This window comes from Flavobacterium sp. 25HG05S-40, assembly GCF_052654735.1.
Genome location: NZ_CP199750.1, coordinates 2,980,218 through 3,002,469 on the forward strand (window position 1 = coordinate 2,980,218; position 22,252 = coordinate 3,002,469).

General features: G+C 36.1%; 15 protein-coding genes and 1 tRNA gene. 6 read left to right on the top strand and 10 right to left on the bottom strand.

All coding sequences use genetic code 11. From position 1 onward, the window contains the following. The 3 genes from nrfD to ACULEU_RS13020 are packed head-to-tail and all read right to left on the bottom strand — an operon-like array spanning position 1 to position 5,866. On the bottom strand, positions 1-1,410 hold the full coding sequence (gene nrfD, locus ACULEU_RS13010; RefSeq protein WP_445452995.1) for an NrfD/PsrC family molybdoenzyme membrane anchor subunit: 1,410 nt from the start codon (positions 1,408-1,410) through the stop codon (positions 1-3). 28 nt (positions 1,411-1,438) lie between these two features. Next, on the bottom strand, positions 1,439-4,504 hold the full coding sequence (locus ACULEU_RS13015; RefSeq protein ID WP_445452996.1) for a TAT-variant-translocated molybdopterin oxidoreductase: 3,066 nt from the start codon (positions 4,502-4,504) through the stop codon (positions 1,439-1,441). 30 nt (positions 4,505-4,534) lie between these two features. Next, the gene (locus ACULEU_RS13020; protein ID WP_445452997.1) at positions 4,535-5,866 is read right to left on the bottom strand and encodes a c-type cytochrome; all 1,332 of its coding nucleotides are present in this window, start codon (positions 5,864-5,866) and stop codon (positions 4,535-4,537) included. 450 nt (positions 5,867-6,316) lie between these two features. Here ACULEU_RS13020 and ACULEU_RS13025 point away from each other — a divergent pair, with 450 nt between their 5' ends. Further along, positions 6,317-6,484: an SPOR domain-containing protein gene (locus ACULEU_RS13025; protein WP_445452998.1), complete on the top strand. Its 168-nt coding sequence runs from the start codon at positions 6,317-6,319 to the stop codon at positions 6,482-6,484. A gap of 36 nt (positions 6,485-6,520) precedes the next feature. On the opposite strand, the gene infB is transcribed toward ACULEU_RS13025, so the two are convergent. The 3 genes from infB to rimP are packed head-to-tail and all read right to left on the bottom strand — an operon-like array spanning position 6,521 to position 11,047. Then, positions 6,521-9,292 carry a translation initiation factor IF-2 gene (infB, locus tag ACULEU_RS13030; protein WP_445452999.1) on the bottom strand — a complete coding sequence of 924 codons (2,772 nt, stop codon included), beginning with the start codon at positions 9,290-9,292 and terminating at the stop codon, positions 6,521-6,523. Between the two features lie 37 nt (positions 9,293-9,329). Next, positions 9,330-10,571 (bottom strand): transcription termination factor NusA, encoded by a 1,242-nt coding sequence (gene nusA, locus ACULEU_RS13035; protein ID WP_445453000.1) that lies wholly within the window; start codon positions 10,569-10,571, stop codon positions 9,330-9,332. 8 nt (positions 10,572-10,579) lie between these two features. Then, entirely contained in the window at positions 10,580-11,047 is a 468-nt protein-coding gene (rimP, locus tag ACULEU_RS13040) for a ribosome assembly cofactor RimP (RefSeq protein ID WP_445454859.1), read from the bottom strand. A gap of 170 nt (positions 11,048-11,217) precedes the next feature. Here rimP and ACULEU_RS13045 point away from each other — a divergent pair, with 170 nt between their 5' ends. Then, entirely contained in the window at positions 11,218-12,042 is an 825-nt protein-coding gene (locus ACULEU_RS13045) for a universal stress protein (protein ID WP_445453001.1), read from the top strand. A 53-nt stretch (positions 12,043-12,095) separates the two neighbouring features. Here the strand turns inward: ACULEU_RS13045 and ACULEU_RS13050 are convergent. Next, positions 12,096-12,166 (bottom strand) — tRNA-Gln (locus ACULEU_RS13050). 223 nt (positions 12,167-12,389) lie between these two features. On the opposite strand from ACULEU_RS13050, the gene ACULEU_RS13055 reads away from it, so the two are divergent. Together ACULEU_RS13055 and ACULEU_RS13060 are read left to right on the top strand one after the other, a co-directional pair. After that, on the top strand, positions 12,390-15,668 hold the full coding sequence (locus tag ACULEU_RS13055) for a glycosyltransferase family 117 protein (RefSeq protein ID WP_445453002.1): 3,279 nt from the start codon (positions 12,390-12,392) through the stop codon (positions 15,666-15,668). 69 nt (positions 15,669-15,737) lie between these two features. Next, the gene (locus ACULEU_RS13060) at positions 15,738-16,379 is read left to right on the top strand and encodes a polysaccharide deacetylase family protein (protein ID WP_445453003.1); all 642 of its coding nucleotides are present in this window, start codon (positions 15,738-15,740) and stop codon (positions 16,377-16,379) included. Between the two features lie 289 nt (positions 16,380-16,668). On the opposite strand, the gene rpmA is transcribed toward ACULEU_RS13060, so the two are convergent. Together rpmA and rplU are read right to left on the bottom strand one after the other, a co-directional pair. Further along, the gene (gene rpmA, locus ACULEU_RS13065) at positions 16,669-16,929 is read right to left on the bottom strand and encodes a 50S ribosomal protein L27 (RefSeq protein WP_133532615.1); all 261 of its coding nucleotides are present in this window, start codon (positions 16,927-16,929) and stop codon (positions 16,669-16,671) included. A 31-nt stretch (positions 16,930-16,960) separates the two neighbouring features. Then, the gene (rplU, locus tag ACULEU_RS13070) at positions 16,961-17,617 is read right to left on the bottom strand and encodes a 50S ribosomal protein L21 (protein WP_445453004.1); all 657 of its coding nucleotides are present in this window, start codon (positions 17,615-17,617) and stop codon (positions 16,961-16,963) included. A 225-nt stretch (positions 17,618-17,842) separates the two neighbouring features. On the opposite strand from rplU, the gene ACULEU_RS13075 reads away from it, so the two are divergent. Next, on the top strand, positions 17,843-19,174 hold the full coding sequence (locus tag ACULEU_RS13075; RefSeq protein ID WP_445453005.1) for a M16 family metallopeptidase: 1,332 nt from the start codon (positions 17,843-17,845) through the stop codon (positions 19,172-19,174). 11 nt (positions 19,175-19,185) lie between these two features. Next, a complete protein-coding gene (locus tag ACULEU_RS13080) occupies positions 19,186-21,240 on the top strand; it encodes a M16 family metallopeptidase (RefSeq protein ID WP_445453006.1) in 2,055 nt (684 codons plus the stop codon). Positions 21,241-21,288: 48 nt separating this feature from the next. Here ACULEU_RS13080 and ACULEU_RS13085 read toward each other — a convergent pair whose 3' ends face one another. Further along, positions 21,289-22,155: a DMT family transporter gene (locus tag ACULEU_RS13085; RefSeq protein ID WP_445453007.1), complete on the bottom strand. Its 867-nt coding sequence runs from the start codon at positions 22,153-22,155 to the stop codon at positions 21,289-21,291. Between the last annotated feature and the right edge of the window lie 97 nt (positions 22,156-22,252).

Consider the following 22,252-nt stretch of genomic DNA (forward strand, 5'->3'; position numbering starts at 1 on the left):
TTAGTGTTTATCTGAATGATTATGACCTTGTGCTTCTCTTGCTCTTTTAAAATTTTCTCCCGATGATTTCAAGATTGTTTTTACCTCAGCTTGAGCAATTACAGGGAACGTTCTAGCATATAAAAGGAATAATACAAAGAAGAAACCAATAGTACCAATAAAGATTCCAATATCAACAAATGTAGGCTGGAACATTGTCCATGAAGACGGAAGGTAATCTCTGTGCAATGAAGTCACGATGATTACAAAACGCTCAAACCACATTCCTATATTTACCACAATAGAGATGATAAAAGAGAACATAATACTTGTTCTTAATTTTTTGAACCACATGAATTGTGGAGAGAATACATTACAAGTCATCATCGACCAGTATGCCCACCAGTAAGGACCAGTAGCTCTATTTAAGAACGCATATTGCTCAAATTCTACTCCTGAATACCAAGCTACGAATAACTCAGTGATATAAGCAACACCAACGATAGAACCTGTAATCATGATTACAATGTTCATTAATTCAATATGTTGGATGGTGATATAAGCTTCAAGATTAGACACTTTTCTCATGATAATTAAAAGTGTATTTACCATTGCAAATCCTGAGAATACCGCTCCAGCAACGAAGTAAGGAGGGAAGATTGTTGTATGCCATCCCGGAATTACAGAAGTGGCAAAGTCAAAGGATACGATAGTGTGTACCGAAAGTACAAGTGGTGTAGCTAAACCTGCAAGTACCAAAGATACTTCTTCAAAACGTTGCCAGTCTTTAGCTCTACCGCTCCATCCGAAGGATAGGATTGAATAAATTCTTTTTGTAAATGGCGTTACTGCTCTATCTCTAAGCATTGCAAAGTCAGGCAATAAACCTGTCCACCAGAAAACCAATGAAACTGAAAGATAGGTTGAAATCGCGAATACGTCCCAAAGAAGAGGTGAGTTGAAGTTAACCCAAAGTGAACCAAACTGATTTGGAATTGGCACCACCCAATAAGCTAACCATGGACGACCCATGTGAATAATTGGGAACAAACCTGCTTGGATTACAGAGAAAATGGTCATAGCTTCTGCAGAACGGTTAATGGCCATTCTCCATCTTTGACGGAATAATAAAAGTACAGCAGAGATAAGTGTTCCTGCGTGTCCAATACCTACCCACCAAACAAAGTTGGTAATATCCCAAGCCCAACCGACAGTTTTATTTAAACCCCAGGTTCCAATTCCGGTGGATATTGTATACACAATACATCCAATTCCCCAAAGGAAAGCTATTAATGCGATAGAAAATACAGTCCACCACTGTTTATTGGCTCTTCCTTCAACCGGAGCGGCTACATCTACAGTTACATCGTGATAACTTTTATCACCGATAACTAAAGGTTTTCTAATGGGTGCTTCGTAATGAGACGACATAATCCTTTATTTCTTAATTAATTATTTACTACGTATTTCTTACTTTAACGTGGTAGAACACATTTGGTTTTGTTCCAACACTTTCTAATAAGTGGTACATTCTCTTATCTTCAGCAAGTTTTGCAACTTGGCTTTCTTTATTATTCACATCTCCAAATACCATTGCTCCGCTTGAACATGCTGCAGAACAAGCCGTTTGGAATTCATCAGTTTTAACTTCTCTGCCATCGCGCTTAGCTGTTAAAATAGTCAACTGTGTCATTTGAATACACATTGAACATTTCTCCATAACTCCACGAGATCTCACATTAACATCCGGATTAACTACCATACGTCCTAAATCATCGTTCATATGGAAATCAAATTCATCATTTCCGTTGTATAAGAACCAGTTAAAACGACGTACTTTATATGGACAGTTATTGGCACAATAACGGGTACCAACACATCTGTTATATGCCATTTGATTTTGACCTTGACGTCCGTGGGAAGTCGCCGCTACTGGACAAACAGTCTCGCATGGAGCGTGATTACAATGTTGACACATTACCGGTTGGAAAGCCACTTGTGGGTTATCCGCCGCACTTTCCATTTGACCAAATCCACCTAATGAACCTTTATCACCAAATAAACCATCAAATCCTTCTTTTTTCTCTTTATCGTGTGTAAAAGTATCTTCAGACGAATAATATCTATCGATACGCAACCAGTGCATATCGCGACTTCTTCTTATTTCAGATTTTCCAACAACTGGAACATTATTCTCTGCATGACAAGCAATTACACAAGCACCACATCCTGTACAAGCATTCAAATCGATTGAAAGATTAAAATGATGTCCCACAGAACGATCAAATGATTCCCATAAATCCACTTTTGTTGCCTCAATTTCTTTATGATCTAAAGAAACCATAGCCACTGAATTCCATACTTCTGGTTCGTTGTATTTTGCGTTGAATATTTCAAGGGTAGTTTCCTTGATAATATCTCCTCTACCCATCAATGTTTTTTGTGCCTGAACACAAGCAAATTCATGTTCACCACTTTCAGCAACAATTGAAGCTGACTGTACATTATTGAATCCAGCATAAAATGCATACGCATTTAAACCTACTTGCATTTCTTCTTTTAAGCTAGCTTTTTTACCATAACCCAAAGCCATACCTAAAGTACCTTTAGCTTGACCTGGCTGAACAATAACTGGAACATGTTCCAATTTTATTCCATTTACAGTAAGTGTAACATAACTACCGTTAAGTCCACCATTAGCCACAATTTTATTTTCTAAGCCCAATTTACTTGCATCTGCTTGTGAAACCGTAACATAGTTGTCCCAAGAAACTCTTGTGATTGGATCTGGGAATTCTTGCAACCAAGGATTGTTAGCTTGCTGACCATCACCCAAACCAGTTTTAGTATAAAGAACTAATTCAAATCCTTTTGCTGGTGTAGAAGACGCTAATGCACTTGCTGCTGCAGCAAAATTAGCACTTCCTCCAGTTACACCTGAAGAAATTCCTAAGGCAATACCGTCATGTAATGTTTGATTCCATGAAGCACCATTAGTAAATCCAGCAGCATTAGCTTTTATATAATCAAAGTAATCAGCGCTATTACCATTCCATGACAACAATCCTTCTTGAAATTGCTTAGAGCTAAATAAAGGGCGTATTGTTGGCTGTGTTAAAGAATAGGTTCCTTTAGTCAACATTAAATCATTCCATGACTCCAAATAGTGAGGCGCAGGAATAGCAATATTTGTAATTGAAGCCGTTTCATCTTCTCTCAAAGAGAAGGCAGCTGATAATTTTACTTTTTTAAGTCCGTTTACAAAAGCTTTAGCATCCGCTAACGTGTATACTGGATTTACACCACTCATGATTAATGTGTGAACGCTTCCTGCATTCATATCCGCAATCAATTGAGCTACTTTTTCGTTAGATCCTTTTCTGATTTGGCGTGTTCCTGAAGTAGAGAATGCTTCACTTGTTAAAGCAGCATTAATAGCCAAAACTAATAATTGAGCATTTTTATCTTGTATTCCAGACACCAAAACTCCTTTACTTCCAGCAGCTTTTAATTGTTGTGCTGCTTTCATAACTACATCTTCACTTTCTACTTTTCCGGTAGCAACTGCAGCACCTGTAATTACATTATATATTTTAACCAATGCTTGTTTTTGATTAGCAACGGTCATAGGCACTCGCTTATCAGCAGCAGCACCAGATAATGTCATATTGGCCTCAAACTGAAAATGTTTAGACATTTTTCCTGCTTGTGGAACTCTTCCTTTGGCATAACCTGAATCGTAGCTTCCTCCTTGCCAATCTCCTAAGAAATCCGCACCTACAGAAACAATAACATTTGCTTTTGCAAAATCGTAATCCACTAAAGCTCTTTCACCATATGCTGCCTCAAAAGCATCTAAAGCCGCTGACTCAGAAACTGCATCGTAAATAACATGTTTTGCTGATGGATTTTTCGCAATGAATTCAGCGATTAATTTTTCGGTCGATGGACTTGCAAGTGTGTTAGTAAGTAAGACAACCTGTCCGCCTTTTCCTTTAGCATCAGCTAAACTGGCTTTTATTTTTAAATCTGCTTCTTGCCAAGTTGCGTCATTTTGAGCAATCTTCGTTCTTTTCAAACGCATATTGTCATATAATGACAAAACAGAGGCATGAACTCTTGCATTTGCTGCAAATTTAGCACCAGCAATAGTATTATTTTCTATTTTAATCGGACGCCCTTCTCTTGTTTTAACCAATAAATTAGCAAAATCAAAACCATCAAACATAGAAGTGGCATAGTAATCAGCTACTCCGGGAATGATTTGTTCTGGCTGTAAAACATAAGGGATTGATTTATGTACCGGACCTTCACAGGCAGCTAAAGTAGCTGCTGCAGTACTAAATCCAACGTATTTCAAGAAATCACGACGAGTAGTTGATGAAGATGATAATGATTCTTTGTCGGATAGAAATTCTGTTGTTGGAATTTCTTCTACAAATTCATTATTTCTAAGCGTCTCAACAATAGAGCTATTTTCGTTTAGCTCCTCAACACTTTTCCAGTATTTTTTGTTCGATGACATCGTATATAATATTAGCTTCTTAATAAATTTTTAGTAGTGACATTTACCGCATTCCAAACCTCCCATTTGTGCAGCAGTCAATTTGTCTACACCATATCTTTTAGAAAGTTCTGCGTGAATTTTGTCATAGTAGGCATTGCCTTCCATTTTAACATCAGTCTCACGGTGACATTTAATACACCATCCCATAGTTAACGGAGCGAACTGCTTTTGGATTTCGTATGTCTGAACCGGACCGTGACATTTTTGACACTCAATTCCAGCTACAGTTACGTGCTGAGAGTGGTTAAAGTAAGCAAAGTCAGGTAAGTTGTGAATTCTAACCCATTTCACTGGACTTGTTTTACCCGTATATTTTTGAGTAGCTTTATCCCAACCTACTGCGTTATATAATTTTTGAATCTCTCCGTCATAAAACGATTTTGAATATTCAGCAGTAGCAGTTGTGTCGGCTACTTCAGCAATGTTCTTGTGACAATTCATACATACGTTCAACGAAGGAATACCAGCGTTTTTACTAACTCGAGCCGCTGAGTGACAATACTTACAATCAATACCGTTGCTTCCTGCGTGTATTCTGTGAGAATAATGAATCGGTTGAACCGGAGCATAATCTTGATCAACACCAACTTGCATCATCCATCCGTAGACAAAATAACCACTTGCCAATAATAAGAATATTGAAGTTACTAAAACCAAAAATTGATTTTGCGCAAAGGCTTTCCAAATTGGAGTTCTACCTTCTTTTGGAGCTACTTCTATTCCATTTGCTTTAGCAACTTTCGTTAAAACGTTTCTAACGAAAAACAACATTACAACCAACATCAACATTACAAGAGACAAAGCTCCCAATATAACGTTGTTTGAAATTCCACCTGCCTCATTTTTACCGTCAGGAAGAACTTCAGCCGTTTTAACCGGCTCAGCCTTTGGCTCTGATGTATAAGCTATGATATTGTCAATATCTGTAGTTGACAGTTGAGGAAACGCAGTCATTACTGACTTATTGTATTCTTCATAAATCGCAATCGCTTTAGCATCGCCTGATTTAATAAGAGCAGAACTGTTGTTCACCCATTTATAAATCCATGCCATGTCATACTTAGCCGCAACACCTCTCAGTGCCGGACCAGTTGCTTTAGCGTCAAGTTTATGACACGCGGCACAATTGGCATTAAACAATGCTTTTCCTGCAACAGGATCGCCTCCTGCGGCTGCGGCTGGCGCAGCGGCTGTAGTTGCAGCATCTATAGCTGCAGGCGGTGTTGCTTGTGAAAATGAAGAGAAGGAGAATGTTAGCATTAATGCTAAACTAAAGAGAATCTTCCTTGAAATCGAATTATGGTTACCCACTTTTTTCATATAATATAGTGATTATCTACTACTATTGGCATGATTTTTACAGATACTGTATCCAGTAAAAATCGACACTTTATTAAAAACCTGCACAAAAATACAACTTATGAGCTATTCTCAAAACCTTAAATATATCTTAAATATCAATCTAGACTAATTTATACTTATTCTAAATAGCCATTTCTTTTCGGTTTAATTTTATAAATTTTACATTTGTATAAAAATCAAATAATTATGTTTTATTTCTCCCGAATTAAATTTATTTCATGCATCTGTTTTCTCTCTTTTTTATCACAAAAAAGCGCTGCGCAAGTTGGCAAAGTTTCCGTAAGTCAAGATCCTAAGTTTGAACAGCTTTTGAACGAAAAAAGGAAAATAAACAGTTCTATTACAATTAATGATCGCTATAAGATACAGATTTTCAATGGTGATACAGAAAATTCCAAAAAAACATTAATGGATTTTAAAAGGGAAAACAAGAACCTTGATGCTACTATCGTTTTTAGTACACCATTGTACAAAGTTTGGGTGGGAAATTTCAAAACGCGCATAGAAGCCGAAAAAAACCTTAACGATTTAAGAAAAAAGTATCCAAACGCCTTTTTGATTAAACCCAATAAATAAAAAAAGTCCCGATTACTCGGGACTTTTTTGTTATGCTTATTTCATCTTTTTCTTCACTTCCACTTCTTGGAAAGCTTCGATGATATCTAATTGTTCAATATCGTTGTAATTCTTGATTTGCATACCGCAATCATATCCTTTAGAGACTTCTTTCACATCATCTTTAAAACGTTTCAAGGTCGCCAATTCACCTGTAAAGATAACAACACCTTCACGAATAATTCGAATATTAGAATTTCTAAAAATCTTACCGTCGGTAACCATACAACCGGCTATAGATCCAACTTTAGACACTTTGAAAATCTCTCTGATTTCTGCAGTTCCCGTAACTTCTTCTTTCAATTCCGGAGAAAGCATTCCTTCCATTGCATCTTTCAAATCATTGATAGCGTCATAAATAATAGAATAGTTTCTTATATCGATTTCTTCTTTCTGTGCCAATTGACGTGCATTTCCAGCAGGACGAACGTTAAATCCGATAATAATGGCATCAGAGGCAGAGGCTAACATTACATCGGTTTCAGTAATAGCACCAACTCCTTTATGAATAATATTGATTTGAATTTCTTCGGTAGATAATTTAGCAAATTCACTTGAAAGTGCTTCCACCGAACCATCCACATCTCCTTTAAGAATAATATTTAATTCTTTAAACTGACCTAAAGCGATACGACGTCCGATTTCGGCAAGTGTAATATGGCGTTGTGTTCTTACAGATTGCTCACGCAATAACTGAATACGTTTGGTGGCTATTTGTTTTGCTTCTCTTTCATCTTCAAATACGTTAAACTTGTCTCCAGCTGTTGACGCTCCATCCAAACCTAAGATAGATATTGGAGTTGAAGGTCCAGCAGTAGTTACAATATGCCCTCTTTCATCATGCATCGCTTTTACTTTACCATGATTTTTCCCTGCTAATACATAGTCGCCAATTTTTAAAGTTCCAGACTGTACCAATATTGTGGACACATAGCCTCTTCCTTTATCTAATTGAGCTTCTACAACTGTACCCACAGCAGGTTTGTTAGGGTTAGCCTTTAAGTCTAATATTTCGGCTTCAAGCAATACTTTTTCAAGTAATTCTTTTACACCAGTTCCTTTTTTAGCAGAGATATCATGAGACTGGTATTTTCCACCCCAATCTTCCACTAATAAATTCATTCCGGCTAATTTTTCTTTGATTTTCTCCGGATTAGCTCCTTGTTTATCAATTTTATTAATCGCAAATATCATTGGCACATTAGCAGCCTGAGCATGGCTAATAGCTTCTTTTGTTTGTGGCATAATATCGTCATCCGCAGCAACTACAATAATGGCAATATCGGTAACCTGAGCTCCACGGGCACGCATCGCTGTAAAGGCTTCGTGACCTGGTGTATCTAGGAACGTTATTTTTTGTCCACCTTCAAGAGTAACGGCATACGCTCCAATGTGCTGTGTAATTCCTCCCGACTCACCCGCGATTACATTTTCCTTACGGATATAATCTAGTAACGATGTTTTTCCGTGGTCCACGTGACCCATTACGGTTACAATTGGCGCACGAGTTACTAAATCTTCTTCTCTATCTTCAACAACCTCGATGGCATCTTCGATATCACTTGTTATAAATTCTACTTCATAACCAAACTCATCGGCAACAATTGATAATGTTTCTGCATCCAAACGTTGGTTCATGGTTACCATGATTCCTAAAGTCATGCAAGTTCCAATCACTTTGGTAATGGGCACATCCATCATGGTTGCAATTTCACCAACAGTCACAAACTCTGTTACTTTGATGGTTTTGCTTCCTTCTTCAAGAGCCTGCATTTCATCCTCAGTTCTCTGACGGTGGGTATCACGCTTATCTCTTCTGTATTTTGCAGCTTTAGATTTGTTACCTTTACCTTGTAAACGCTCTAAAGTTTCTTTAATTTGGTTTTTAACTTCTTCTTCGGTTGGCTCAACTTTTTGAACAATTGCTGGACGATTTCCTTTTTGGAAACCTCCGCCTCCCGGTTTAATTCCACCTGGTTTGTTTGGTCCGAAAGCATTACCGCCACCGCCACCGCCAACTACTGTTTTACCAGGTTCTGGTTTGCCAGGAATTCTTTTTCTTTTATTCTTGTTAGCATTATTATTGGCTGCTGCATTTTGACCAATAGCTGGCGTTGCAGGCTTGCTAGCATCTTTCTTGAATTCCTCTTTTTTCTTTTTAGGCTTGTTAAATTGGGTTAAATCAATTTTTTGTCCCGTTAAAATTGGTCCAGTAAGATTTTGATATTGTGTTGTATGTGTTTCATCAACAGGTGCTTCTTCCGCAGGTTGTTCTACTACTGCTTTCTTTTCAACCGGTGGCGCCACAACTTCTTCTTTCTTTTGTTTCGCTTGTTCGGTTACGCTCGAGTCAATCACTGGTTTTACTTCAGGAGACTCCTTAGCTGTAATAATAGTAGTCGCTTTGGGTTCCAAATCAATTTTGCCAACTTGTTTTGGAGCAGTTACTGTTGCCTTAGCTTTGATTAATTCTTGTTGTTGAATGCGCTCTTCTTCTTGTTTACGCTTATCTTCAATTTCTTTTTCACGTTCAACACGAAGCGCTTCTTTTTCTTTTCTTATTTCTTCACTTATTCCTTTTGAAGCTTCTTTATTGCCTTTATCACCAGCAAACTGTCCGCAAAGAATAGTGTATACATCATCGGAAATTTTTGTGTTTGGACTTGCTTCAATGGCAATGCCCTTATCCTTAAGATAATCCACAGCTCTTTCCAAAGAAATATTCAATTCCCTTAAAACTTTATTAATTCTAATATTTCCTTCAGACATAAAATCTAATTAATGTTATCTATTTTGCGTTGAAGAGTTAGTCTTGAAACTCTTCTTTTAATATTCTGATTACTTCTAAAATGGTTTCTTCCTCTAAATCAGTTCTTCTTACTAAATCGGCAACATCTTGATTAAGAATACTTCTTGCCGTATCCAATCCGATTTTTGCAAATTCATCGATTACCCATCCATCGATTTCATCTGAGAATTCTGTTAACTCAACATCATCCTCTTCTGCGGCGATTCCTTCACGGATTACGTCTAATTCGTAACCTGTTAAAAGTCCGGCCAATTTAATATTATGTCCTCCACGACCAATGGCTTTGGATACTTCTTCTAACTTTAAGAAAACTTCGGCTCTTTTTTTCTCTTCGTCAATTTTAACAGATGATACTTTTGCTGGACTTAAAGCTCTTGTAATATACAATTGCAAATTGGCTGTATAGTTGATTACGTCAATATTTTCGTTTCCTAATTCACGAACAATTCCGTGGATTCTTGAACCTTTCATACCTACACAAGCACCAACCGGATCAATTCTGTCGTCATATGAATCAACAGCTACTTTTGCTTTTTCGCCAGGGATTCTCACTACGTTTTTAATCATGATCAGACCATCAAAAACCTCAGGAATTTCTTGTTCAAATAACTTCTCCAAAAACTTATCTGCCGTTCTTGACATGATAATTTGTGGTTTGTTTCCTTTTAATTCCACACTTTCGATGATTCCGCGAACGTTATCTCCTTTACGGAAAAAGTCGGATGGAATTTGCTTTTCTTTTGGCAATACAATTTCATTTCCTTCGTCGTCAATCAAAATTACAACTCTTGGGCGAACGTGATGTACTTCGGCGGTATAAATTTCACCTATCAAATCTTTAAATTGTTTGTAAAGATTCGTGTTATCGTGTTCGTGGATTTTCGAAATTAAGTTTTGACGTAAGGCTAAGATAGCTCTTCTTCCTAAATCAATTAATTTTACTTCTTCCGAAACTTCTTCTCCAATTTCAAAATCGGCTTCTATTTTTCTTGCTTCTGTTAATGTGATTTCTTCATTTTCTAAATCTAAATCATCATCCGCTACAACAATTCTTCTTCTCCAAATCTCCATATCACCTTTATCAGGATTGATAATGATGTCAAAGTTATCATCTGAACCGTATTTCTTTTTCAATGCGTTTCTAAATACATCTTCCAAAATCGCCATAAGCGTTACTCGATCAATAAGTTTATCGTCTTTAAACTCTGAAAATGATTCGATTAATGCAATATTTTCCATGCCTAATTTTAATTAAATATTATTGTAACAATTGCTTCTTTTATCTCTGAATAAGGAATCTCGCGTTTGTGTTCCACCGTTTCTTTTCCTTTTCCTATCTTTTTTGGTTCTCTCGCAGTCCAAGAAAGCGTTATACTTTCATCGTTTGCGTCTTCTAATTTTGCTTCTAAAGTTTCTGTAGCCGTTTTGACTTTAAGGGTTCTTCCAATATTTTTTCGATATTGTCTAACCATCTTTAAAGGTGTGGAAACTCCTGCTGATGCTACTTCTAACGAATAATCCTGTTCCTCTCGGTCCACGTTGTTTTCAATCACCCTACTCACATCGATACAGTCCTGCAAATTTACACCATTATCCCCATCCAGCGTTATTATGACCTTAAATGCTTCTGTTATTGTTAAATCTACCAAAAACAAGGACGGTTTTTGTTGTAATCCTTCTTCTAATAAACTTGAAATCTTCTCTCTAAATGTCATATTTTTATAAAAAGAGGGAAGCAGTGCTTCCCTCATTATTTAGTTATAATTAGTAAATAACGGTGCAAATATAGTTATTTTTTTTCTAAACCAAAAAGCATTGTTGATTCAAAAAAAAATAATACCTTTATTGTATTAAAATATACAACCCGAAATTCACTTTTTATATTATGAAAAAAATCCTAGTACCTACTGACTTCTCAGATCACGCCCATTACGCGCTCCAAGTTGCATCTCAAATTGCTAAAAAAAATGGTGGTGAAATTATATTATTACACATGTTAGAATTACCTCACCAAGCTGGAGATGCACTTGGAAGTGGTCATGATTTACCAGAAATAATGCTTTTTAAAAATTCAGCTATAAATAGATTAGAAGATTTAATGGATGACGAATGTTTAGACGGATTAAAAGTCTCTGAAATCATTCAGTTTGAATTGGCTTTCGACGGCATTATGAAAGTAAGCGAAAAAAATGACATCGATTTAATCGTAATGGGCTCTCATGGCGCAAGTGGATTTAAAGAGATGTTTATTGGTTCTAATGCTGAAAAAGTAGTTAGAAATTCCGAAATTCCAGTCTTGATTATTAAAAAAGATGCCGGCGAATTCAATGTTAACAAATTCGTTTTTGCCTCTGACTTTACCGATGAAATTAAAAAACCTTTTGCAAAAGTAGTTCAGTTTGCTAATAAGTTTGGTGCAGAATTAGAATTAGCCATGATTAATACGCCCAGCAGTTTTAAACCAACGCACATCGCTGAAGAAATTATGAAAAACTTTGTAGCCGGTTTTAGTATCGACAAATACACTATCAATATTTACAACGATGTCAATGTAGAAAACGGAATATTAAACTTCGCTAATCACATCGACGCCGATTTAATTGGAGTAAGTACTCATGGAAGAAAAGGAATTGCTCATTTTTTTAACGGAAGCATCAGTGAAGATTTAGTTAATCACTCTTTACGACCTGTAGTTACTTTTAAAATCTAAATTCAGTAAGTTATAAAAACAAAAAATCCTCTCATTCTGAGAGGATTTTTTTGTTGGTCTACTAGGACTCGAACCTAGAAAGACTGCACCAAAAACAGTTGTGTTACCATTACACCATAGACCAGTTTTGCTTAACGCGAGTGCAAATTTAATACAAATTTTATTTTACACAAATAATAATAGTAAAAAAAATGAAAATAGCCTTTAAGAATTCGAGGTTTAACTCCCAACAAACTTAAAACTAATCCTTTATCCTATTTAAGAAAAATTTGTTAATGCACATTTAATTGCGTTAAAAAAAACAGTTTCTTTGTATCATTAAACAAAAACCTTCATTTCATAGCTTTATGATGAATTTTAACTTCAATAAATGGAATACCGTCTTAGGATGGACAACATTTGCAATTGCCTTAATTACTTACTCTTTAACCGTTGAACCTACCATGAGCTTTTGGGATTGTGGCGAGTATATCTCCACTGCCGCAAAACTGGAAGTAGGGCATCCGCCCGGAGCGCCATTATATCAAATCCTAGGGGCTTTCTTTGCCATGTTTGCTACAAGTAAAGAAACTATTGCATTGATGGTAAATATGATGTCGGTGTTTTCAAGTGCCTTTACTATTTTATTTATGTTTTGGTCCTCGACTTTAGTATTGCGAAAAATAATTTCTCAATATGCCGAAATTGACAACAATAAAGCAATAGTAATCTTAGGAAGTTCTTTTGTTGGATCTTTGGCATTTACATTTTCAGATAGCTTTTGGTCTAGTGCCGTAGAAGCAGAAGTGTATGCCATGGCGTCATTATTTATTGCATTATTGTTTTGGCTTGGCTTGCGATGGGAACAAGATATGCATACACCCAAAGGCAATCGTTGGCTATTGCTGATTTCGTTGCTAATCGGACTTTCATTTGGAGTTCACTTTATGGCCTTATTGACCATTCCTTCTATTGGATTTTTATACTATTTTAAAAATTTCAAAAAAATAACGATTAAGAATTTTATCATTGCTAATGTCATCATCGTTGCTGTGCTACTTTTCATTTTCAAATTGCTATTACCTTACACTTTGGCTTTCTTTGGAAAAATGGAAATCTTTATGGTCAATAGTGTTGGACTGCCATTCAACTCGGGAACCATATTCGCTCTTTTACTGATAGTCGCTTTTTTCTATTTCGGGTTAAAATATACCCGCGAAAAAGGTCATCCGTTTTACAATACCGGATTGTTATGTGTTCTTTTTGTATTGATAGGATTCTCTGTATGGATGATGTTGCCTATTCGTGCCAATGCCAATGTAGTTATCAACGAAAACAAGCCTTCAGATGCTGCCGAAGTTTTAGCGTATTATAACAGAGAGCAATATGGCGTAAATCCATTGTTTTACGGACCGCAATACACCGATACTTTTGCCGGACTTGACAAAGATGAGCCTTATTTAGACAAAGCACCTAACTACGAAAGAGATTACAAAACAGGGAAATATGTTATTGTAAATAATTACAAAAATGCTGAACAAAACAGCGATAACGCTCAAAAAGCAATTCTTCCGAGACTATGGAGTACCGACCACATTGATAATTACATTCAGTTTACCGATGTGCCAAAAGTATCGCTTAATCAGGATTATGCCTATGAGGAAGATTTGGCTCAGTATGGCGTAGACATCGATAGTTTAAGCGAAGAACAAGTAGCCATGGCTGTTGGTCAATTAAAAGAAGAAATGGGTAAAACTATTGCCGAATTCAAATCGGCCTACGCCCAGAAAAAAATTGACAATGAAGATTATGTTTCTTTCCTAAAAAAATATAGCGACTATATCACCGTTGAAAAACCATCAACTTGGGACAATTTAAGCTTTATGGTGGAATATCAGTTTGGCTATATGTACGGAAGGTATTTATTGTGGAATTTCGTCGGAAGACAGAATGATATTCAAGGAAAATACGATAATCTTGACGGTAATTGGTTAAGTGGCATCAAGTTTATTGACGAAATCCATCTTGGCAAAGGAACTCAGGAGAATCTTCCGGATGATGTTAAAAATAACAAAGGACGAAATCTTTATTACTTTCTACCCTTCTTTATTGGTCTTATCGGACTCATGTATCACGCTCAAAAAGATTTAAAAAGTTTTTATGTGCTTTTGGCCCTATTCCTGTTCAACAGCATTGCCTTAAAAATATTCCTCAACGAAAGACCCTTTGAACCTCGTGAAAGAGATTATGCTTTGGTGGGTTCTTTTTATGTATTTGCCATTTGGTTAGGTTTTGGCGTTTACGCTATCTACGAAATCCTCTCCGAAAAAATAAAATCCAAATTCATCGGCCCAGTTGTGATTGGGGTTTGCCTTTTAGCAGCTCCTGTTTTGATGGCGTGTCAAAATTGGGACGATCATACCCGTTCCAAAAAATATACTGCCATTGCTATGGCAAAAAATTATCTCGAATCCTGTGACCCTAATGCGATATTATATACTATTGGAGACAATGATACCTTCCCGCTATGGTATGCCCAAGAAATTGAAGGCATCAGAACCGATATTAAAATCGTAAATACGCAGCTCTTTATGACGGATTGGTATGTTGACCAAATGAAATTTAAAACCTATAAATCAGACGGCTTACCGATTTCTTTCAGGCATGATGAATATGTAGGTGATAAATTAGATTATGTGGCTCATATTCCAAAAACAGACGCGCGTTGGAATATTAAAGACTTCATCGATTTTATAAAAAACCCGCAATCTACAGTAGAATTGTCTAACGGACAAACGATACATTTCTATCCAACCAATAAAATTAGAATTCCTATTGATAAAAATAATATTATCAAAAACAAAGTGGTCAGTCCTAAATATTATGATTCTATTGTGCCTTATATCGATTTGGATATTAAAGGAAGCGCTATCTATAAAAACCGTTTGATGGCGTTAGATGTTTTAGCTAATAACGATTGGAAACGACCCATTTATTTTACCGGTGGAAGCTTTGGCGATGATGATTACCTTTGGATGAAAGACTATCTTCAATTGGACGGATTGGTATACAAACTAGTTCCATTAAAAACACCTGTTGACGAAGAAAACCCTTATGACATGGGAGACATTGATAGTGATAAGATGTATGATTTGGTAACTAAGTGGCAGTGGGGCAATGGCGAATTAACGACCATTTACCACGACCCGGAAACTCGAAAAAATAGCATTTCCTACAGAACCAACATGGCTCGATTGATGGAAAAATTAATTAATGAAGGTAAAAAAGACAAAGCCAAAAAAATAATCGAATTAGCCCTGACAAAAATGCCGATGGATTATTATGGGTACTACACCATGGTAGAGCCGTTTGTCGGAGGCTATTATGAAGTGGGCGAAAAAGCAAAAGCTCGTGAAATTTTAGAACGTTTAATTATCAAATACAAACAAAATCTAACCTATTATTCAGGCATACAACCTTCTATTCAAAACGGAATCGGATCGGATATCATTACCGACATTGAACGATACAGAAGCTTATTGTTAGTGATGAAAGAGCGCGGCGACATCGAGTTCTATAACAAACACAAACCGGCATTTAACAGTCTGGTAAATCGATTTGCTCGTTTCGGAAGAGATTTAGAATAATTCGAATTCAAAATATAAAATGTGCTAATTTGAAATCTCTTATTAGCACATTTTTTTTATATTTAACAAATGAGTTTCTGGGTAAAAACAAATTGGCTTATCAAATGGATTTTTCCGAAGTACGTTTGGGATATTCCGAACAAGGACAACAGGGTCTTCCTAACTTTTGACGACGGCCCAACACCGGAAATCACGGAATGGACGTTGGAACAACTGAGGCAACACAACGCCAAAGCCACCTTTTTCTGCATCGGAAACAACATTGAAAAGCATCCTGCTATTTTCCAAAAAGTGATTGCAGAGGGACATGCTATCGGTAACCATACCTACGACCATCTTAAAGGTTGGGAAACGGCTACCAAAGCGTATATTGATAATGTTTTGCTTTGTCAATCCCAAATCCCCAATCCAAATTCCCAAATCCTAAATCTCTTCCGTCCTCCTTACGGAAAAATAAAACCATCCCAATCCAGAAAATTACGTGCCTTAGGCTATAAAATTATCATGTGGGATATTATTTCATTTGATTTCGATCAAGAAATCTCTAAAGAGACCTGCTTAGAAAATGTACTGAAAAATGTACGTCCCGGAAGCATCATCGTTTTCCATGACAGCGTAAAAGCAGCACAAAATCTGAAATACGCACTGCCAAAGACCTTGGATTTTTTACAGAAAAAAGGACTGGTTTGCGATAAAATTGACTTTTTATAAAAAATTATGTGTTACTATTTTTTCTCTGCTAATACGGTGAAGAAAAAAATAGTGCATTAGTTTTAAAAAAATAGTGCATTAGTTTTAAAAAAATAGTAATGCAAGATGAAGATGATTATAGATTACTTTTGTTCTCATTGTAATGCATGATTATTTGGTGATTATAAATCGGTTTTAATTTTCTAAAAACAATAATCATATTCAAACAAAGGAAATATTTCGAATAATGGTTTAAAACAAAAAACCCGCTCATTGCTGAGCGGGTTTTGTATAGTAATAAGAGTTATTCTTATGCCTCGAATGGAAGGATAGAAACAAATGATTTGTTTTCTCCTTTTTTCTGGAATTTAACAATTCCGTCAACTTTTGCATGTAAGGTATGATCTTTACCCATGTAAACGTTTTCTCCCGGATTGTGTTTAGAACCTCTTTGTCTAACGATGATATTTCCAGCAATGGCAGCTTGACCACCATAAATCTTAACACCTAAACGTTTTGATTCTGATTCTCTACCATTCTTAGAACTACCGACACCTTTCTTATGAGCCATGATGTTTTGGTTTTATAAGTTAATAAATTAATTAAACTGCTTTACCGCCGTTTAATTCATCTTGTAATTTCTTTAATTCGTCCATTTTACCATCAGCAGCCAATTGAGCTTGTTGAGCCCAAGTAGTTGGATCTAAATGAGAAACTTTAGCTTCAGATGCTTCTAAAATTTCTTTTACTTTATCTGCACTTGTTTTAGCCAATTTAGCAAAAGTATCAATTCCTGCAGCAACTAATACTTCAGCAGCTTTAGGTCCGATTCCTTCAATAAGTGCTAAATCATCACTTTTCTTTGCAGCTTTTGGGGCTTTAGCTTCTTTTACTTCAGCAACTTTTTCAGTTTTTGCTTCGGCTTTTGGAGCAGCTTTTTTAGCGCCAGTTGCAGAGATACCTTCAATCACGATTTGTGTAAGATATTGTCTGTGACCATTTCTCTTTTTGTAACCTTTTCTTCTTTTCTTTTTGAAAACGATTACTTTGTCTCCTTTTAAGTGTTGTAACACTTTGGCTTCTACTGAAGCACCTTCTATAGCTGGGGCGCCTAAAGTAATGTTACCGTTGTCGTCTAATAGAAGAACTTTGTCAAAAGAAACTTTTGAACCTTCTTCATTAGCCAAACGGTGAACATAAACCTTTAAGTCTTTGCTTACTTTGAATTGTTGCCCTGCTATCTCTACGATTGCGTACATAACAATAATGTTTAGTTAATTTTTTAAGTGCGCAAATATACGACTATTTCTCATTCACACAACACTATGAATAAAAAACTTTAAAGCCATTTTTGAAAGTAGCGTACAACACGGCAGAAAACAACATATTATTATTAAATATTCATAAAATAAATTACATTTGGTGTAACAAAATATAAGGTTAGTTCACTAACTAAAAAATCAACGAAAAAATTTATATTTTTTATGAAAAATTCATTAATCGCTTTAAGTTCAATGCTTATGCTTGGAGGAACAGCTCTGGCCCAAAAGGTCACTTTTGAGGAGTACGATTTGCCAAATGGTTTACATGTTATTTTACACAATGACAGCTCGGCACCAGTTGTAATCACCTCAGTTATGTATCATGTAGGTTCTAAAGATGAGAATCCAGAGAGAACAGGTTTTGCTCACTTTTTTGAACATTTATTGTTTGAAGGTACAGAAAACATCAAACGTGGAGAATGGTTTAAAATCGTAACTTCTAACGGAGGGACTAACAATGCCAACACTTCGGATGACAGAACGTACTATTTTGAGGTTTTCCCTTCTAACAATGCACAGTTGGGATTATGGATGGAATCAGAAAGATTAATGCATCCGGTAATCAACCAAATTGGAGTAGATACTCAAAACGAAGTAGTAAAAGAAGAAAAAAGACTTCGTGTAGACAATCAGCCTTACGGTCAATTAATTGCTGAAGTTAAGAAAAACATGTTCAAAGTACACCCTTACCGTTGGGCAACTATCGGTTCGATGGATCATTTAGATGCAGCAACTTTGCAGGAGTTTCAAGATTTCAACAAGAAATTTTATTCTCCAAACAATGCTGTTTTGGTAGTAGCTGGACAAATTGATGTGGAGCAGACTAAAAAATGGATTCAAGACTACTTCGGACCAATTCCAAGAGGTGTTGAATTGAAAAAAGAAACGTTCGTTGAAGCGCCAATTACAGAAACAATCCGTGCCACATACGAAGACCCAAACATCCAAAAACCAATGGTGGTTGCTGCTTACAGAATTCCATCTATGAAAACTCGCGATGCTAGAGTATTGGATATGATTTCTACGTACTTAAGCAACGGGAAAAGTTCAAAATTGTACAAAAAAATTGTGGACGACAAGAAAATGGCTTTGCAAATCGGAGCTTTCAATTATGCTCAGGAAGATTACGGACAATACATCCTTTACGGAATGCCACAAGGTGAATTCACCTCAGCGGATTTGATTAAAGAAGTGGATGAAGAAATCGTTAAATTACAAACTGACTTGATTTCAGAGAAAGATTTCCAAAAATTACAAAACATCAATGAAAGTAATTATGTAGATAACAATGCCAGCATTGAAGGTGTTGCCGAAAACTTAGCGACTTACTATTTATTATATGGCGATGTTAATTTAATCAATACAGACATCGATATCTTACGTTCTATCACTCGTGAAGAAATGAGAGCTGCTGCAAAAAAATACCTAAATCCAAACCAACGTTTGATTTTGGATTATGTACCGGCAAAAGATAAAGCTGAAAACAAACAATAAACCGTAAGAAAATGAAAAAATCAATTATAGTATTATCAAGCTTGTTTTTAACTTTAACTATGCAAGCACAGGACAGAACACAACCAAAACCAGGACCAGCTCCAAAAATCAACATCAAAAAGCCGGAAACTTTTTCGTTACCAAACGGATTAAAAGTATTGGTTGTTGAAAACCACAAGCTTCCTAGAGTTTCTTATAGTTTAACTATTGACAACACTCCATATGCTGAGGGCAACAAAAAAGGGGTTGACGAATTAACAAGTAGTTTAATCGGAAACGGTTCTACTAAAACAGCTAAAGATCCTTTCAACGAAGAAATCGATTTCTTGGGAGCCAATGTTAACTTCTACTCTTCAGGTGCTTTTGCAAGCGGATTGTCAAAACATGCTAAAAGAATCATGGAATTAATGGCTGAAGGTGCTTTGATGCCTAACTTCACGCAAGACGAGTTTGAAAAAGAAAAAGAAAAACTTATCGAAGGTCTAAAAACTCAGGAGAAAAGCGTAACCGCAGTTTCTGGTAGAGTTGAAAAAGTTTTGGCATACGGTAAAAGTCATCCTTACGGAGAATATTTATCGGAAGAAACCATCAACAATGTGTCTCTTGCAGATATTAAAGATAACTACAGAACGTATTTCGTTCCGGAACACGCGTATTTAGTTGTTGTTGGTGATGTAAAAACCAAAGACGTTAAGAAAAACGTGGAAAAACTATTTGGTTCATGGGTAAAAGCTACTGCACCAAGATTATCGTATTCTAATCCAAGCAACGTTCAGTATACTCAAATCAATTTTGTAGATATGCCAAATGCGGTACAATCTGAAATTACCATTTTGAATACTGCCGATGTTAAAATGACTGACGCTGACTATTTCCCATTGATTTTAGCGAATCAAGTTTATGGTGGTGATTTCAATAGTTACCTGAACATGAATTTAAGAGAAGCACACGGTTGGACTTATGGCGCGCGTTCGAGCATTGGATATGATAAAAACATGCACACCGAATTTAAAGCAAATACTCAGGTTAGAAATGCCGTAACAGACAGCGCCGTTGTTGAAGCTTTAAAAGAATTAAAAAGAATCAGAACGGAGAAAGTAACAGACGAAATCTTAAACAATGTAAAAGCAGGTTATGTTGGAAAATTCGTAATGCAAGTTGAAAAACCAGCAACAGTGGCTCGTTATGCCTTAAACATTGAAACGGAAGGTTTACCAGCGGATTTCTACGAAAATTATATCAAAAACATCAATGCTGTTACTCCTGATGATGTCATGAGAGTGGCTAATAAGTATTTCTTGGCGGATAACGCTCGAATTTTAGTAGTTGGTAAAGGTTCTGAAGTTATCGCTGGATTAGAATCATTAAAGATTCCGATGTTCTATTTTGACAAATTTGGAAATCCTACTGAGAAACCAGCAATGAAAAAACCAGTTCCTGCTGGAGTTACTGTTAAAACGGTAGTAGATGCTTATGTTGCCGCTATTGGTGGTGATAAAGCAATCAAAACGGTTAAATCTATTGCTTCTATTGGTTCTACTACTATTCCACAAGCGCCAATGCCTTTAGCTTACACTTCAAAAATTGATTCTAAAGGAAGAATGATGGTGGAGCTTTCTATGGAAGGCATGGGATCTATCATGAAACAGGTTCTTAACGGAAACACGGCTTACATGATGCAACAAGGTCAGAAAAAAGTCTTAGAAGGTGACGAATTGACCAAAATGAAAGAAGGTGCTATCCTTTTCAGCGAAACAGCATTACCAGCTAAAAAAGGAGTCACTGTAGCTGCTATTGAGCCAATAAATGGTTCCGATGCTTATGCTGTTGTTGATGGCGATACTACTTACTATTTTGATGTAAAATCAGGTTTGAAAACTGCTGAAGCTACAACAGAAGAGCAAGATGGTAAAAAACAAACAAGAGTAACCAACTTCAATGATTACAGAGCTGTAAAAGGTGTAAAAGTTCCGTTCAACACGATTATGAATGTTGGATTTGAATTGGATATCAAAATGAGTGATGTAAAAATCAACGAAGATGTAACGGATGCCGATTTCCAATAATTAATCGAATTTCTATACTACTAAAAGCCCCGATAAATCGGGGCTTTTTTATTTCTTGTTGGCCAGATAAACACCAATCAAAATTATAAATGCTCCTAAAAACTGAAGTGGTGTAAGCATTTCATTATCTAACAAACCCCACAAGCAAGCCACAATCGGAATCAAGTAGGTTACCGATGAAGCAAAAATGGGTGAGGATACTTGAATCAACTTATAAAAAATCACATTGGCTACACCAGTGCCTACAATCCCCAAAATCATCACATAAAACATCGCCGTATGTGTAGTTGACAGACTCATTTTACTGGTAAAATCGGTGCACCCTAAAATCACAAGCGCCGGAACCAACATCACCAAAAAATTTCCTGTTGTAATACTTAATGGCTTAACATCTGAAAGGTATTTTTTAATGAGATTGACATTCGTAGCATAACAAACCGTTGCAATCAATACAAAAACAGCATAGGAATAATCTTCAGAAGCCGTCTGAGCTTTACCATTAAAGATTAAAACTGATGTACCTAATAAACCGATTAAAATTCCGAAAATTTGGCTTCTTCTAAAGTTTAATCCAAAAGCAATCGCTCCAATAATCAACGTATTCAAGGGGGTTAATGAATTCAAGATGGAACAGATGGAACTACTGACTTTGGTTTCGGCAATAGCAAAAAGATACGCCGGAATAAACGTTCCGAATAAGGAGGTTAGCGCAATATATTTCCATTGATGTTGTGCAATCGTCGTGATACTTTTAAATCCCACTATCAATAAAAATACTGCACAAAATATTATTCGGAGAGAGCCTAATTGAAAAGGATCCAGTCCGTCCAATCCCTTTTTTATCAGTATAAAGGAACTTCCCCAAATCAACGCAAGCGCAATAAGGATTATCCATTTTAAGGGTAGAGTTCGCATAGGCATTTTTTAACGCATCAAATTTTGTAATTATTTTAAGAATAAACACTTTTATTTTTTATTAATTTTGTCCATGATTAAAAACAATCACTACTAA

Coding starts and splice junctions, on each gene's coding strand:
- nrfD (WP_445452995.1), bottom strand. CDS start 1,410: ATGTCGTCTCATTACGAAGCACCCATTAGAAAACCTTTAGTTATCGGT.
- infB (WP_445452999.1), bottom strand. CDS start 9,292: ATGTCTGAAGGAAATATTAGAATTAATAAAGTTTTAAGGGAATTGAAT.
- rpmA (WP_133532615.1), bottom strand. CDS start 16,929: ATGGCTCATAAGAAAGGTGTCGGTAGTTCTAAGAATGGTAGAGAATCA.
- ACULEU_RS13080 (WP_445453006.1), top strand. CDS start 19,186: ATGAAAAAATCAATTATAGTATTATCAAGCTTGTTTTTAACTTTAACT.
- ACULEU_RS13060 (WP_445453003.1), top strand. CDS start 15,738: ATGAGTTTCTGGGTAAAAACAAATTGGCTTATCAAATGGATTTTTCCG.
- rimP (WP_445454859.1), bottom strand. CDS start 11,047: ATGACATTTAGAGAGAAGATTTCAAGTTTATTAGAAGAAGGATTACAA.
- ACULEU_RS13015 (WP_445452996.1), bottom strand. CDS start 4,504: ATGTCATCGAACAAAAAATACTGGAAAAGTGTTGAGGAGCTAAACGAA.
- ACULEU_RS13045 (WP_445453001.1), top strand. CDS start 11,218: ATGAAAAAAATCCTAGTACCTACTGACTTCTCAGATCACGCCCATTAC.
- ACULEU_RS13020 (WP_445452997.1), bottom strand. CDS start 5,866: ATGAAAAAAGTGGGTAACCATAATTCGATTTCAAGGAAGATTCTCTTT.
- ACULEU_RS13085 (WP_445453007.1), bottom strand. CDS start 22,155: ATGCGAACTCTACCCTTAAAATGGATAATCCTTATTGCGCTTGCGTTG.
- rplU (WP_445453004.1), bottom strand. CDS start 17,617: ATGTACGCAATCGTAGAGATAGCAGGGCAACAATTCAAAGTAAGCAAA.
- ACULEU_RS13055 (WP_445453002.1), top strand. CDS start 12,390: ATGATGAATTTTAACTTCAATAAATGGAATACCGTCTTAGGATGGACA.
- ACULEU_RS13025 (WP_445452998.1), top strand. CDS start 6,317: ATGGATTTTAAAAGGGAAAACAAGAACCTTGATGCTACTATCGTTTTT.
- nusA (WP_445453000.1), bottom strand. CDS start 10,571: ATGGAAAATATTGCATTAATCGAATCATTTTCAGAGTTTAAAGACGAT.
- ACULEU_RS13075 (WP_445453005.1), top strand. CDS start 17,843: ATGAAAAATTCATTAATCGCTTTAAGTTCAATGCTTATGCTTGGAGGA.